Source organism: Aminipila sp., assembly GCF_032051575.1.
Lineage (GTDB): Bacteria > Bacillota > Clostridia > Peptostreptococcales > Anaerovoracaceae > Aminipila.
In genome coordinates, this window is record NZ_DAMBYD010000004.1 from 199,182 (window position 1) to 214,258 (window position 15,077).

General features: G+C 32.8%; 17 protein-coding genes. 14 read left to right on the top strand and 3 right to left on the bottom strand.

Annotated features, from left to right (window positions below; genetic code table 11):
- Nucleotides 1-62: 62 nt before the first annotated feature.
- The 11 genes from RTW14_RS06990 (at nucleotide 63) to RTW14_RS07035 (ending at nucleotide 10,481) form a co-directional block, all read left to right on the top strand.
- Nucleotides 63-1,580, top strand: coding sequence for a DUF262 domain-containing protein (locus tag RTW14_RS06990; protein WP_312648990.1), 1,518 nt, complete (start codon nucleotides 63-65; stop codon nucleotides 1,578-1,580).
- Nucleotides 1,577-3,604 (top strand): DUF262 domain-containing protein, encoded by a 2,028-nt coding sequence (locus RTW14_RS06995; RefSeq protein WP_312648991.1) that lies wholly within the window; start codon nucleotides 1,577-1,579, stop codon nucleotides 3,602-3,604. Before RTW14_RS06990 ends, RTW14_RS06995 begins: the two co-directional genes overlap by 4 nt.
- Before the next feature lie 578 nt (nucleotides 3,605-4,182).
- Nucleotides 4,183-4,539 carry a hypothetical protein gene (locus RTW14_RS07000; protein WP_312648992.1) on the top strand — a complete coding sequence of 119 codons (357 nt, stop codon included), beginning with the start codon at nucleotides 4,183-4,185 and terminating at the stop codon, nucleotides 4,537-4,539.
- Nucleotides 4,540-4,548: 9 nt separating this feature from the next.
- On the top strand, nucleotides 4,549-5,814 hold the full coding sequence (locus RTW14_RS07005; protein WP_312648993.1) for a hypothetical protein: 1,266 nt from the start codon (nucleotides 4,549-4,551) through the stop codon (nucleotides 5,812-5,814).
- A 465-nt stretch (nucleotides 5,815-6,279) separates the two neighbouring features.
- Nucleotides 6,280-7,017 (top strand): hypothetical protein, encoded by a 738-nt coding sequence (locus tag RTW14_RS07010; protein ID WP_312648994.1) that lies wholly within the window; start codon nucleotides 6,280-6,282, stop codon nucleotides 7,015-7,017.
- A 224-nt stretch (nucleotides 7,018-7,241) separates the two neighbouring features.
- A complete protein-coding gene (locus RTW14_RS07015) occupies nucleotides 7,242-7,427 on the top strand; it encodes a hypothetical protein (RefSeq protein WP_312648995.1) in 186 nt (61 codons plus the stop codon).
- Between the two features lie 97 nt (nucleotides 7,428-7,524).
- Entirely contained in the window at nucleotides 7,525-8,040 is a 516-nt protein-coding gene (locus RTW14_RS07020) for a DUF6236 family protein (RefSeq protein ID WP_312648996.1), read from the top strand.
- Nucleotides 8,041-8,074: 34 nt separating this feature from the next.
- Complete coding sequence (locus tag RTW14_RS07025) at nucleotides 8,075-8,647, top strand: hypothetical protein (RefSeq protein ID WP_312648997.1); 573 nt, start codon at nucleotides 8,075-8,077, stop codon at nucleotides 8,645-8,647.
- A 5-nt stretch (nucleotides 8,648-8,652) separates the two neighbouring features.
- Nucleotides 8,653-8,829, top strand: coding sequence for a hypothetical protein (locus tag RTW14_RS18825; RefSeq protein WP_442871566.1), 177 nt, complete (start codon nucleotides 8,653-8,655; stop codon nucleotides 8,827-8,829).
- 229 nt (nucleotides 8,830-9,058) lie between these two features.
- Nucleotides 9,059-9,529 carry a hypothetical protein gene (locus tag RTW14_RS07030; RefSeq protein WP_312648998.1) on the top strand — a complete coding sequence of 157 codons (471 nt, stop codon included), beginning with the start codon at nucleotides 9,059-9,061 and terminating at the stop codon, nucleotides 9,527-9,529.
- Nucleotides 9,530-9,722: 193 nt separating this feature from the next.
- Nucleotides 9,723-10,481, top strand: a complete 759-nt coding sequence (locus tag RTW14_RS07035; RefSeq protein WP_312648999.1) for a hypothetical protein — start codon at nucleotides 9,723-9,725, stop codon at nucleotides 10,479-10,481.
- Nucleotides 10,482-10,696: 215 nt separating this feature from the next.
- Here RTW14_RS07035 and RTW14_RS07040 read toward each other — a convergent pair whose 3' ends face one another.
- Nucleotides 10,697-11,359, bottom strand: coding sequence for a J domain-containing protein (locus RTW14_RS07040; protein WP_312649000.1), 663 nt, complete (start codon nucleotides 11,357-11,359; stop codon nucleotides 10,697-10,699).
- Between the two features lie 151 nt (nucleotides 11,360-11,510).
- The gene (locus RTW14_RS07045) at nucleotides 11,511-11,906 is read right to left on the bottom strand and encodes a helix-turn-helix domain-containing protein (protein ID WP_312649001.1); all 396 of its coding nucleotides are present in this window, start codon (nucleotides 11,904-11,906) and stop codon (nucleotides 11,511-11,513) included.
- Between the two features lie 110 nt (nucleotides 11,907-12,016).
- On the opposite strand from RTW14_RS07045, the gene RTW14_RS07050 reads away from it, so the two are divergent.
- The 3 genes from RTW14_RS07050 (at nucleotide 12,017) to RTW14_RS07060 (ending at nucleotide 14,645) form a co-directional block, all read left to right on the top strand.
- Nucleotides 12,017-12,235 carry a helix-turn-helix transcriptional regulator gene (locus tag RTW14_RS07050; RefSeq protein WP_312649002.1) on the top strand — a complete coding sequence of 73 codons (219 nt, stop codon included), beginning with the start codon at nucleotides 12,017-12,019 and terminating at the stop codon, nucleotides 12,233-12,235.
- 589 nt (nucleotides 12,236-12,824) lie between these two features.
- Complete coding sequence (locus RTW14_RS07055) at nucleotides 12,825-12,983, top strand: hypothetical protein (RefSeq protein ID WP_312649003.1); 159 nt, start codon at nucleotides 12,825-12,827, stop codon at nucleotides 12,981-12,983.
- Between the two features lie 69 nt (nucleotides 12,984-13,052).
- A complete protein-coding gene (locus RTW14_RS07060; protein WP_312649004.1) occupies nucleotides 13,053-14,645 on the top strand; it encodes a recombinase family protein in 1,593 nt (530 codons plus the stop codon).
- On the opposite strand, the gene RTW14_RS07065 is transcribed toward RTW14_RS07060, so the two are convergent.
- Entirely contained in the window at nucleotides 14,583-15,005 is a 423-nt protein-coding gene (locus RTW14_RS07065; protein ID WP_331654412.1) for a sigma-70 family RNA polymerase sigma factor, read from the bottom strand. The genes RTW14_RS07060 and RTW14_RS07065 overlap by 63 nt on opposite strands.
- Nucleotides 15,006-15,077 lie beyond the last annotated feature (72 nt).

Genomic DNA, 15,077 nt, shown 5'->3' on the forward strand with positions numbered 1-15,077 from the left:
TCACTCTACCAGATGGTGTTCAAATTAAAATAAGCAATATGATTAGCAATGGAGGTTAAGATATGGCGATTGATAAAAAGACAATAGGAAAACTGAAAGGCCTTAGGTTTTTCGTACCTTCATACCAACGAGGGTATCGTTGGACAGAATTTGAAGTATCAGCTTTACTTGATGATGTGTCTGAATTTTCAATTGAAGGGGATAAAAGATACTGTATTCAGCCGCTTATAGTGAAAAAACGCGAGGATGGTTCTTTCGAGGTGGTAGACGGTCAGCAACGCCTTACTACTATTTATATTTTTATGAAAATTGCTGCACAAGAAATTCGCTCTGCAGTGCCTCCCTTTGACTTGAACTACGAAACGCGTAAAAATAGCGGTTCTTTTTTAAAGACTTTATCAGACGAAAAAAACTTTGATGATTCAAATATTGATTTTTATTATATGGGCCGTGCTTATAGCAATATGAATAAATGGCTTGAATCTCAACCTGATAAGTCAGTTGCCATTCAAGAACTTAACACCAAGATTAGGAAAAGTGTGTTTTTTATATGGTACGAGCTCCCTCATAATATTGACCCGATTGCAATGTTCACAAAAGTGAATCTGGGAAAAATTCCTCTCACAAATGCGGAACTTATTAAAGCCTTGATTCTTAACCAAGACAACTTCGGCATAGATGCAAGAAAGAGGCAAACTGAGATTTCCATAGCGTGGGACAGGATAGAGCAAGGGTTGCGTGATGATTCCTTTTGGTATTTCCTTTGCGAAAAAGAGCAAAGCGGCACTCGCATTGATATGCTATTTGATTTGCTTGCAAAGGACTATAATGCAATTGCACAGAATCCGATATCAACAAGTCAAAACTACTTTCCGTTTTTGGTTTTCTCAGCAGCTCTGAAAAACGCAAAAGGAAAAGAAGAATTCGTTAATGCCCTTTGGAGCGATGTTGAAAAGTTATATTCCGAATTTCGTGATTGGTATAATGACTTAAATAAATATCACACAATCGGTTATCTAATAGCTAATGGCACAAAGATTACAGAGATTTTTTCACTTACACGCGGCAAGCGAAAATGTGAGGTTGCCACAGCCTTACTTGCAAAGGCTAAAATTAAGTACGATGATTTAAATATACTCGCTCTTGATACAACTGCCCATAAGAAAAGGATCCGCCAGTTGCTCTTACTCTTTAACATCGCAACACTTGTATGTAAAAGTGAAAAACAATATCGTTTTCCGTTTGACATTTATAAGCGAGAACAATGGGATATTGAGCATATCCATGCAACTGCAGATGAAACAGATGATGCAGATGATAGCCTTGGTAACCTTGCCTTGCTCGACTGCCATACAAATCGCAGTTATAAGGAAGCACAATTCGTAGACAAACGAAAGATAATTATTGAACGCGAATCGAAGGGACTTTTTGTACCGCTGTGTACAAAAAATGTTTTTTTGAAGGTGTATTCAAAAAATCTTAATGGTATGGATTCATGGAACGAAAAAGACAAAACAGAGTATGTTTCAGCTATAAAACAAACGCTAGATACATTCTTTAATGGGAGGTCAGAACAATGAGTGAAAAAACAATTGATACTTTATTTGAATTACTTGATGAATATCGGGTTGAAGTGCCAATTGTCCAACGGGATTATGCCCAAGGACGACAAGATGTCCATGCAAAAACCGTGCGTTCCAATTTGCTTATTGATATGCGAGCCGCTATCCTGGAGGAAACATCACCACTTGACCTTAATTTCGTATATGGAAAAGCTGAAGGTGAAAAATTCGTACCAATCGATGGGCAACAGCGGTTAACAACACTCTTCCTTCTACATTTGTATGCTTTTCGCAATGAGGAGGCCAAAACGCCTCTCTTGCATAAGTTTACATATGAAACTCGTATAACATCCCGTGAATTTTTGAAAAAGCTGATTGATAACCGTTCTGCTGTTTTTGCGGTTGGAACAAGCCCATCAGTGGAGATTGAGGATTCGGAGTGGTTCGTTTCAGGTTGGATGCACGATCCGACTATCAAATCCGCTCTTGTTATGCTCGATGATATACAAGCAACATTTGGGGATATAGACCATCTTGCTGGAAAACTGGCTGGTTCGGGTGGTAAACCACTTGTTTTCAAGTTTTTAGAAATGCAGGAGCTCGGTATGGAGGACAGCTTATATATTAAATTAAATGCCCGTGGGAAACCGCTGACGGAATTTGAGAATTTTAAAGCACGGTTAATAGGCAGGATGAAAAAGTTAGAATTATCATATATTGATAAGTTCGAGTTTTATTTTGACTGTGATTGGACTGACCTTTTTTGGACGGAACACAAGGAAGATTTTGACCAAACATACTATGCTTTCTTTGGTGTTCTGTTAATGAACAATGGAATAATTCAAGACGATAAGAATTGGGCAAACACCCTGGACTATAGCAAGATTAGTGCAGAAGTGTTTGAAACGGCATTTTATACACTGAACTTCTTATGTGAAAACTCTAATTATAAAGATGTAAACTTTTTAATATTTAGTGCTTTAACCGAAGGGCGTACCTATACTAATCGTGTTTTGTTTCACGCTATAACAACGTATTTATTTAAGACAAAGGGTGTAGATAAAGGCCCATTAAAACAATGGTTACGTATAATTAAAAACCTCACGCTTAATAGCACAATAGATGTTTACAACTTATATCGCAATGCAATTGAAAGCATTAATGCTCTTGTTAAAAACTGTGATACTTTACTTACATATTTCTCGACTAAGGGTAAAGTTTTAGGCTTTAATCAACAACAAATAGTAGAGGAGCAAGAAAAGGCACAAATAATTATAGGTGATAAGAGTTTTGCACTAGAAATCTACAGGGCAGAACAACACTGTTATTTCAGTGGGCAGATTCGTTCAGCACTTTACCTTGCAAAGAGTGGTGAAGGCAAATATGAAAAAGAACATTTTATACAATACTGGAATAAAATATCTGCTTTGTTTGACGATGTGAAACCAAGGCATGGGCATTTATTACGTCGTGCGCTACTTACTTTTGGTGATTACACACTACCGGTAAGTCAATTTAAAACATTGTGCGTTGATGATCCAAATGAAGCTGTAAATACCCCCAGTTTAAAATCATTGTTCGCTAATTGCGGTAATGTTGTCAAACAACTGCTTGACACACTTGACCCAAATACTGATATACAAGCACAACTGAAAGGAATAATTGCAAAATCGTCGGTGCCTAAAAAAGATTGGAGGTATTGTTTAATACACTATCCACAGCTGTTTAAATGGATGAGTGTATCTCACTTGCGACTACGCCTTCTCCAAAGCGAAATGCATCTCATACAAAACAAATGGTCAAATGGCTATAATTATGCACTTTTTCTTTCAGCATTGCACGAGGAATTGAAAAGCCGTAAGATAGAGTCACTATTTGATGGCGAATTGGGCATTTATGTTCAGCACTACCTTTATGCAAAGGGGTATACCATAAGTTTTAGTAATGGGAAGTTCAAGGTTACAAATGGAGCTAGTAAGATTTTATTTGAATCACAAGCAGACCACCCGATTTCCGAAACAGCAGAATTTCTGTCTAAATGATTTGTGGATTTTTGAGAGACTTTCGCCACATTGAAAGTGAATTATCACGGACGAAAATGAAAATTCTCGCTGTGAGTATCCAGAAGAGTACGTTAAGAGGATTTATAGAAAAATCAAACCAACAGGTCATAGTTTGAAATTAAATATGAAATGGTTGACTATTGTAGCAACAGTATAGTTAGTCATCGATTTTGTACAAGTAATATTGGATAGAGACAAATTGTACGAGTATAAAAGCGGTAGGTATGAAAATCGACTATAATGAGCCTGCTTGATTATATAGATATAACTCTTAATATGTTTCAGGGAGTCTTATAATTCAGTATGTTCATACAAGCTTCCCATTATGCTTAGAATACATAGCTTTTATATTTAAATTTGGTTATAAGATAGTAAGCTAAATTGGGATTAGACTTAGACAATATATAATTAAGTTAAATTTATTATTATAATAGTCTACCATTATGTGTTTTAGATTCTATTTTCTATAGAAGTTACATATTTATCGGACATAAATGCACTAACGATATTATTTTAAATGCAGTATTGAGGTAATAAGATTTAAGAAAGGTGATATAATGAACCGAATTTTTAAGAAATTAAATATAAGAGAAAAAACTTCAGAAGATAAAATTATAATTAATAAAGGGAAGCATGAAGTTACATTAACAAATGAACAAATAGAGATTGCTGAGAAAATTAAATTTTGGGAGATTCAAAAAGATTATAATAAAGAAATTGTTAAACGCTTGAAAACCTATGAAAAGCAAATAAGCGAATTAAAAACAGAACTCGAAAAGCTTAAAAATGTAAAATCTGTGCTTTCAGATACGGGGCTAAAAACTTCTAAATTATATAATATAAAAAATGCAATGATTATTTCTGCTATAGCATTGATTTCATCGTTGATTGCTATAATCAATGTGATTATATAGGAGGTAGTTGTGGATTTTAAAGAAGAATTTGATGAGCTTAATAAAATCCAATATGATTTGGAGTTTGATGATATCACTGAAGAGGAAATAAGGACATTTTTATTAGAGAATAAGAATGACGATAAATTCCTTAATGCTGCTTTTGCTATTGAGCTTCTTGCAGAAGGTTTCTTGAAAATATATTTTAACTATTTGGAAGCATTAAAAGAAGGAAAAGCACAGAAAATTATGGAAGCAAGAGATAAACTTCCTAGGGATTTGGTTAAAGCGCATGAATTGCAATATCCGCATCAAGGTGAACTCGGCGATCATATAATTGAGGTATATAATAGAAGTGGTAATGAGGGTGTATTTGGATTACTTAACGGAGTCAAGGGGAAGTACTATGAATTAAAACTGGAAGAAATGCTATTATCAGATGATCCAAATAGCCAAGTTGATATTTTGTCATCTGCAAATTTCCCTGTAATAGATATAATATGGAATAAAAGTGATAATTCAAATGTTATTATTCAAGCTAAGAACTATGCTGAACAACAAGCCACGGATATTGTAGATACAATTAGTGGACAATCATCAAAATTTACAAAACTGCTTGATTCAGAAAAAGGTTTGCAATTACTTAATGAACATCCAGAATTACAGGAGATGATTGACAATCAGGACATTAGCATTGTAAATTATTTGACTTCAGAAGTTGGTGAAAAAATACTTTCTAATTATACTGAATTGGTTGATAAAGTAGTAGTTACTCCTATTTCAAATATTAAAATAACTGAAGAACTTAATGACTATATAATGCTAATAGTTAATGCTTATAATATTGAAATCCCAGAAATAAATCTACATATTGCAACTGATTTAGTGCCATATTTGTCTGAACTTGTTTTAGGTGTTAAATTACTATTTGACTTGGCTTCAATAAATAAAAATTTTAAATTAATTTCTGCAACTGAAAAAGCAAAAATTGGTGCAGTTAAAGTTCTTGTGTTATTTTCTCGATATGGAGTTAGAGCAGTATTAACTGCAATAGCAGGGGCGGGAGCATTTTTAGTTGCTGGTGGGGCTACAAACCCATTTTCACCATTTGCTGGCATTGCTGGTGGCATTTCAGGATTAGTTGTTAGTAATAAGTTATGCAAAATAATAATGCCTAATATTATTAATATATTATATGAACTATTGAAAATAACCCAAGAACAAGCATACTATTATGAGCATAAAAAAGATATAGATCAACTTGCTTTAGAGTTCAGTAAAGTAGAGTTGAATTAATTAAAATAAGAATGAACAATTTCTGTAATTAATTCAATTATTAATTAAACTGGCTATAGAATAAATGTATATAAAGCAAATGTTAATAATGAGAATGGAATGCTAGACTGGAGTCTATTATTTACTTAATCTACAAAAGGAAAAATAAAAACTGTCAGCAAAAAGTATTTAATAAATTTTATTAGAGAAAGTGACACTAAAAATGGCTTCAAATAAATAGTAAGCACGGTGGACGACTATTTGAAATATTTATTTGGTCAAACTTCACATTTTATATACATAACGGTTATATCTGAATTTGATAATAAGATAGTAAGTTAAATTGGGATTTGGTGATTTGTTTAGGTTTCAATGATAGTAGTAATGGGGAGGCTGATTATGTTCAAGTAAAGTACCGCACTCTTAATTAGTAAATTACTTTCAATATTATGTGATACTTAGTTGTTATAAAAGGAGATTTTTATATTGAGAACTCAACGAAAGGCTATATTTTGTAGCCTAGTGATTATGGTTATAGCAGTTACTATGGCTATTCTTTTAGAATTTAGGATAGTTAATAACTTTTTGCAACTCAACGCATTAGTAGGTCACAGAGCATTTATTGTAAATTGTTTAATTGGCGTGGCTGGAAGTGCATTTATTTCATTATTGATTTCATGTACCGCATATCAAAGTGAAAAGCGAATTGTAATTAATGATTATTTTAATATAATGGCTGATATTTATTTAATTAATGACTATTATATTCGTTGGATACAACAATTTTATGATGATAAAAATAAGTCTTTGACAATACCTGACAACGACTGTAAAGAGTTTGAAAATAACTTAAATGATTTGTGCAAAATTCTAAAACAGGTTGTCTTGGTTAGTTCTTCATTTTCAAGTATTATTCCATATAAGATGTATCCAGATTTTATGAAAAGGTACCTAGAAAAAAAGAAAACCTTTCTCTATTGTGAACATGATTTTCAACTTTGCTGCAATGAAGTTTACTTGCAATCAAAAATAACATATGAACTCTTACTCAGAACTTGTATAACTTCTAAGGAACAAGCAACATTTAGAGAGAACTATCAAAATGAGCTTAGAACGCTTATAGATATGTTGGGTAGTGAATCTAAATTAGAAACCTCAAGAAAACAATTTAATTACCATATCAATATGTATTTAGATTTAAACGAAAAAGCATCACATGAATAAGGGTAAACACTAAATTAGCTACCATTATATTTATAATGCAGCATATGATAAATTTTCTTTTGTGTTTAATTTTTTTATAGATATATTAAGCTAAATTGGGATTTGATGATTGGCTTAGGTTTCAATTAGAGCATTATATGAAGTTGGCAAAATGGAAAGCCAAGAATATTAGAATAGACCGAGGCATTATTAAGATTAGGATTTATATTAAGAGGTGAACTATAGTGAAAAAAAGTATTCTTTATTATCCAACTATTGAGTTTCAATTTAAGGACTTTCAGTGGTTATGGACATCGGCATTGCTGTGGGATAAAGTATACCGTATAGTTCCTGATGGATATCAGCTACAGGAACCTAGAAATATCCAAGAACTTTGCTCAAAAGAACAATTTATCTTTATGTACGGATAATACGGATGTATGGACTGCATCCACATTCTTTCTTAATTCAGAGATAGTTCGAGATAGCGTTTATAATGGTGAACAATATTTAGAAAAGAGTGAAGCTGTGTTAGCTCCCGTTTTTATAAACGAAATTTATCCTACAAATCTTCTTTCAATACCTGCTTCTAAAATTCTTGAATTTAGGGAAAAGCGAAAGGACGAGAGAGAAATGTTTCATAATGAGATTGATAACTTTGTTAATCAATTGGCTGCAGCTTCTGATCCCCAAATTTTAGAGCAGATAATGAATGATGAAAAAGCAAAAGTTGAATATGCCTTAACAGAATATAAAAAGAGCATGGATATTATGAAAGTGGTGAAATGGGGAGGATACATTACATCTCTTGTGACACTATCAACTGATGTTTTAGGATATACAGCGTTTAATTCAAATGTGATTCAAGGATTAACTACTGCTGGAATTGGAATAGGTTTGTTAACTGGATTAATTGAAAATAAATTTAAACCTGTTTCAACAGCTTATTCTTACTTAAGTAGTATTAATAGCTTATCGGCGGAATACTTTAATGATTTTAACAACAATCTCTATAGAAAAATGGAGGAGTTCATTAATGATTAAATATATCTTTGTAACTAGCTGATAGGAGGTTAAGATGAATTATTTTTATGAACCAGTTAATATAAAACAATGGAATATGTTTAAAAAAGTTAAAGGCATAGGTCATATTGAACCCTTTTTAGCTACTAAAAATATGAGCATTGGTGATAGTTTGGTTTTAAATGTTGGAAAACAAGATAGAAATTTAGAAAGTGGAGTCTATGCAATTGCAAATATAATTTCAGAACCTTATATTTTAAGAAATCATCCAGAAGATTATTGCAATAATAAACTAACAATAGATGCCCAAATTACTCAAATTCAGTATAAAGCGCCTATTATTAATAATGAAGTATGTAAAATGATATTTACGCAATTTAGGACTGTACACCAGATAACAGGTGAAGGACTAGGAATTTTATTAAAGTATATTAACAGCAAAGTTTTATATCCAGATGAAATACCTCTTAATCAGTGTTTGAATGAAGACGCAAAAAGGCGAGTTGTAGTAAATGCATATGAAAGAAATTCTAAAGCAAGACAAGAATGCATTAACAACAAAGGTAACTCTTGCATAATTTGTGGTTTTAATTTTGAACAGGTATATGGAACAGAGTTGAGGGTTTAATTCATATACATCATCTAAAGCTGTTATCTGAAATTGGCACAGAATATGTAGTAGATCCAATTAAAGATTTGGTGCCTATATGCCCTAATTGCCATATGGCATTACATTCAAAGAAGGGGAATACTTATTCTGTGGAAGAACTAAAAAATAGAGTAAATATAAATAGAGGAAGTAAGTTATAATTGCTATTGATTAACCAAAAGTTAGCACCATATAATAAGAAAATTTAGTAAGCTAAATTGGGATTTACTGATTTGCTTAGGTTCAATTATAGCTATAGCATGAAGCTTGATCGCTACAGAGTATATAATTCCCAAGAATGGAAATTAGAAAACAAATGGGTTGTCGAGAAAAAAAGAAAAATGGGACATCAAACAATTTATTTAAACAACTAAAAAGGAGTTAGGCTTTATGAAATGTAAGTATTTAATAATAATAGGATTTCATATTATTATTAATATTATGGTTTATTCAATTGATATGCTTTTTATTCTAAATATAAATGGTGAATGTAACATTGCTCAAGATTATATTCACTATGGATTAGTATTTTTCTTGTATTTTATTGTTGGAAGAACTTTTTTGCAAAAAGTTTCTTTAATAGAATCTGCTCAGATTGTATCTGTAATATTTTGGATTAACCTTGCACTGATTGTAAGTGGATTTATGATAATTAATACATGCAGTCCGTGGGTAAATCAAGAAAACGGAATATTATTTATGTTTCTATATAATCTTTTTAATTATGCAGTATTGCAAAAAACTGGTCATTGGGTTGATTCAATGATTTTTTTGGATGATATTATATACATATTTGGAGTGACTATTCCTAGCATTCTAATATTACTTGGAAGATTAAGCTACAATGCTAATGAGAAATAATTACGCTGAAAATTTAGGTAAATTGGTTTATATCATTGATAAAGCAGAGCCTATAATACATACTGTTATATCTCAATTTAGTTATAAGATAGTAAGCTAAGTTGCGATTTACTGATCCGTTCAGATTTTAATTATAGCAATTAAGGGAAGTTGTTATATCAATTTGTTGGATAGAATTTTAGGAGGGAGTACTATGAGCAATGAGGCTTTAGATACGATTGACAGATATTTTTGTAATGATGAAAATACCATGCACTTTTTGGGTGAAAAAAAGGCGGCTCAGGAAGTAGCGGATTATCTGTCATTTGGCAAGATATTACCCAGTGATTCTCCTGATATGGTGATTTTGCATAATGGGAGTTATTTAGCAATTGAACATTTTGAGTTTGATAGTTACAAAAATCATAAAAGCGGAAGCGAAAACAGAAGCGAGCAGGCACGTATTGAACGTAGTTTTCAGGCTATCTCCTCGTCAAATCATGGGATTCTTGTTCACGACGAAATCAAGGGAAAGTCTTCATATGAACAGTATGTAAAAAATGTTTCATCCATATTTCAGAATCACTATAACAAAATTGAGAGCTATAAGATGAATTTGATTGAGAAAAGTGTTATTGAGTCCTCAACTCCGCTGAAAATTGCATTTCTAATAGAAGATATGTCACCATTAGGAACAATTGCTTATGATGATGGGGGACAACACCCCGTTGTACTTGCTTTGAGTAGGGAATTTTTGAAGTTAATGAGAAACAGCCCAGCTGTCGACTATGTCATCACATGCTCTGGTGCGGGATCAAATAATTTTATTTGGATTATTTCTAGAGAATCACTGGATGAATATGATAAAAATAGTGTCGACTATGCGAGCATGGAATTTATTAATTTTACGCCAAAAGTATTAAGTTACACAATTGAAGTTTCACGAGAAAATATTAAAAATGAAAAGATATAACTTTCCATTAGCCTAAGTACATGTAGTTAAATTAACTGCCATTATCTTTATGATAGTCAGTCTAGTTTAATGTAGCCTATTGAATTTGAAAATCCTACACTTTTGAATATACTTATATGGTTGATTAAATACCAAAGCCCGCTACGATGATAATTTTATTTCATCATAGCAGGCTTTGCTTTTTATATAAAGGAGTAAAAACTAGCAAAGTAAGATTAATTATCAAATACAAAATCCTTTATCATCTCAGATAAAAACATTAGACCAGCAGGTAAAGCCAGTATGATATAGGGTAGGCAAAAGAAGATAAATGCAATAATTAAAGCAAATGCTACGTTCAAAGAATTTAAATTACTCATAAAAAAGTCTAATACAATGGATAAAAGCGCTATACCAAATATAAAACGACATATTAAAATGGCAACACTAGATATTATAATCAAACAGTGATTTATAAAGGCTAGTACAGGTAAAAGTGGGGCTAAAATAATCTTCAGTAAACACAATAATATTTTACGTTTTTTTGAGATTGGCTTTGGATCATATGTATAATCAGCTTCAGGAGTAGAGTAATCCTCATAATCGTAAGAAACATTTGAATTGGTTGATTGATATTTTTGAGAATTATCGTAGGCAGTCCTAGAAGTATGTTTTGACAATGTTTCATAGGCTTCTTGGATGAGCCGAAAGAAAGTGGCAGCATTAGATGCATCATTCACATCAGGATGGTATTTTTTACATAGTGTTCTATAAGCTGTTTTAATTTCATCGTCAGTTGCATTATTGCTCAACCCAAGTATTTCATAGTAATCATAAGTTTCACCTCGTAATTTGTTATATTTTGTCGAATTTTGCTCTAAATTAAATAGAAAGGTCATGCAAAAGCAATAACCTTTCAAAAATTTTTATATTAGAAGTAATTTAGTATTACTGATAATTTCTATCTTAAAAAAAATTCTCATTATTAGCAAGTAAAGTCATTTCTTCATAAGAGGAATAACCTTTCCATAACCTAATAAATTTTTCGCTTTAAGCCCCCTTCTGAGGGGTGAGCGCATCGTTTTGAGTCATATTATTTTCTTTCTGAGTTTCTAATAACATTTCGGCTCTTTCTAAAAGTGCCCCTTGATTATGAGTATCTAAAGTATCAAATATCTTTAGAAGCTTTTCTTTTTTTTCAGGTAAAATCAAGTGGTGTTGTAATTCTACCGTTGTATGATCAATATTAGCCCTACCAACCAGATAGTCAATTGGAACATCAAAATAGTCTGCTAAAGCAATTAGTATGTCATAAGTGGGTTTTCTTTCGTTTAATTCATAATTTTGTATGCCTCGCTCACTAGCCTTGATATGCTGTGCAAGTTGCTTTTGCGTAATATTTTTAGATTTCCTTAAATCTTTTAAATGCTCTCCAAAGTTAAACAAATTAAACCTCCAAATGTATAGTGGAGTATTTACACGCACAAATGAGTGTGATATCATAAATATATGACACGCATGTTCGAGTGTGTTAATACTAGAAAGGAATGGTAGCTGTGAAAACAATACTAAAAACAATTCGAGAGAAAAAAGGCTTTACGCAGGTAGAAGTTGCAGATAAAGCTAATATAGCCATAAGGACTTATCAAAACTATGAGGCAGGAGAACGTGTACCAAACGTCCATACTGCCATAAGCATAGCAAAGGCCCTTAACACAAGTATTGAAGTATTATTTCCAGTTACCGTTCCAGATGATTTTCAATCAGATAATTAACTCAATTTTACCATAGCTTTTATAAATTAGCACAAATATTTTATATTTATTGCAATTAAATATATATCCTGAAAGCAGGAGCTGTGCCGCAGCTCTTGTTTTGAAGATATATAGCGAAAGCTATATGGCATTCAGTGGTTCCAATTTTGGTAATCGCGAGATTATACAGAATGGACCCAGGGAGGCAAAGTACATTGACAACTAAATACGCAGCATTTAAAAGTAGCATAAAAAAGAGCGGTATATCGCCATGAGCTGCTGCCACTAGGTAAAAGTAACAAAACAGCAGGTCTGATTTGTACAAGCAGGGAGCGAAGGGCATAGGTTGTCTATCCCGCCATGAGGTTTTTATGTGAAGCTTATTCCAAAACGACGAGAGGATAAGAAAGATTAAATGTACCCAGGGATATCGGGGAGTGAGGGAAATAGATACCATAAATAAAATAATAACTACTTTAACAGTAGATCATGCCGGCATCCATAAAAGGCTGCCGGTATATATGTGCTGTTAAGTAATTAAAGTTTGACGTATGAAGTTGATAGATCATAAATATAATTGTAAAAAGCAATAGGGGGGTGTGTATAGTAAATGGAAGCAAAAAAATCAGAATCTCAGCAAAAAATTTTTGAAGCCAGTAAGCAGTTTCAACAATTATTTAAGCTGGGGGTATATAAGCAGTTACATACAGACGGTATCATCACGGAGAAGCAATATAAATCGATCCTGCAAAAACATAAAATGTGCTAATTTGAAAAGCGGCTTAACATGAAGTAAAATATGTATGGCTGGTTTTTATCATTGAAAAGGAGAGATGCAATGCTTACTGTAGTAGGTTATGGTAGAGTATCAACAGATGATGATGACCAATTAAATTCTTTAAACAATCAGACAAGATTCTTCGGCGAATATATCGAAAGAAATTCAGAGTGGAGGTTTGGAGGGATATACGCGGATGAAGGTATAACCGGGACCAATACAAGAAAAAGAGATGAATTTAATAAAATGATAAGAGAAGCTTTAGCTGGAAACATTGATCTAATCATAACAAAAGAGGTTTCAAGATTTGCGAGAAATACGGTGGACACCTTGTCCTATGTAAGACTGTTAAAATCCAAAGGGGTCGGAGTTGTCTTTATAAATGACAACATTGATTCCAGGGATAAGGATGGAGAGTTCAGGCTGACCATTATGGCATCTGTGGCGCAGGAAGAAAGCAGAAAAACTTCTGAACGTGTAAAGTGGGGCCAAAAAAGGCAGATGGAGAAAGGTTTTGTATTTGGCAATGGTCCCTTTGGCTATAAGTGTGAAAAAGGTGTGTTGAAAATTCAAGAAGATGAAGCTGCTATTGTAAGAGACATATTTAATCGGTATGTATATGAACAAAAAGGCATTAGTGTGATAGCAAAAGAGTTAATTGATGAAAAAGTGACAGTTGGGGGCAGAATTGAAAAGTGGAGTCCGCAAACCATTGCCAGGATTCTTTGCAACGAAAAATACGTAGGAGATTTGACAACTCAGAAGACTGTCATAACAGACTTCTTGGAGCATAAGCAGTATATAAATAATGGACAAGAAAAACAACTATATTTTCGGGATCACCATGAGGCTATAATCGATAGGGAAACTTGGGAGATGACAAGAGAAGAATATTCAAAGCGTTCCAAAATGTCAAAAGAAAAATCCAAATACTCAAACCGGTATTGGTGTTCAGGGAAAGTGATATGCGGCGAATGTGGTACAAACTGTATAACTCGTACCATGTTATTGAAAAAGGGAAGATGGAGGGCATGGCAGTGCAGCCAGGCCTATACATATGGAAAACCTAAAGTAGATGGAGTAGGAAATAAAAGAGGCTGCACAAACAGAGTGATAAATGAAAAGATTCTGGTCTCATGTGTTCACTTTGCGTTGAAACATATATCCCTATTGAAAGATGAAATTTTTAATGAAATACAAGAAGAAATGAATAGTCTTCAGAATTGTGGAATGAATGAGGAGCAGGAAAAATCTTTAAAGAAGGAAATAAAAAATCTAAATAACAAGAAAGAGCAGCTAATTGATTTATATTTAGAAAAGAAGATTACATCAGATGAATTAGAGCAAATGAAAGTGAAATATAACAATTCATTGGGTGACCTGGAAAAAAATCTTCAAAAAATAAAAAAAGAAAAGAAAGCAAAATTAAAAACGGAATCGAGTTTAACGCTTGCCTTTGATCAAATAAAAAACATAGTATCCCAGCAAGAACCCACTGTAGATTTATACGGTAAGATTTTAGATAACATAGTGCTTTATGAAAACCACGATTTGGATATAAGTTTTAAGTATATGCCTATACCAATTTGTTTACACTATGAAACATCGGGGAAGGGTGAAAACTACAGGGCTATATGCAACATAAGGGAGTAGTTTATAAGTTGTAAATATTATCACATTAGGCTCATTCAGTGAAATTTCCATTTTACGTTTCTTTTCTGAACGGATTGACATTAGAATTTCATTTTCAATGCATTTTGCGGCATAAGTTGCTAGCCTTGTGGCGCGTTTGCAACTATATGTATTGATAGCTTTAATCAGCCCTATAGTTCCAATGGAAATTAAATCGTCAGGATTTGTATTGCCACCAGAATATTTTTTTACTATATGCGCAACTAAACGGAGGTTACGCACAATTAATGTATTTTTAGCATCTAAATCGCCTTTTTCAAAAAGTTTAAGGTAATATTCCTCTTCCTTGCATGTAAGTGGTTTTGGAAAGGAACTGCCCATTTATGTAACCCCCCTCTGTAGACTTTTACTATATGCAGAAAAGGGGGCTAAAGTGCATGACCTTATAAAATA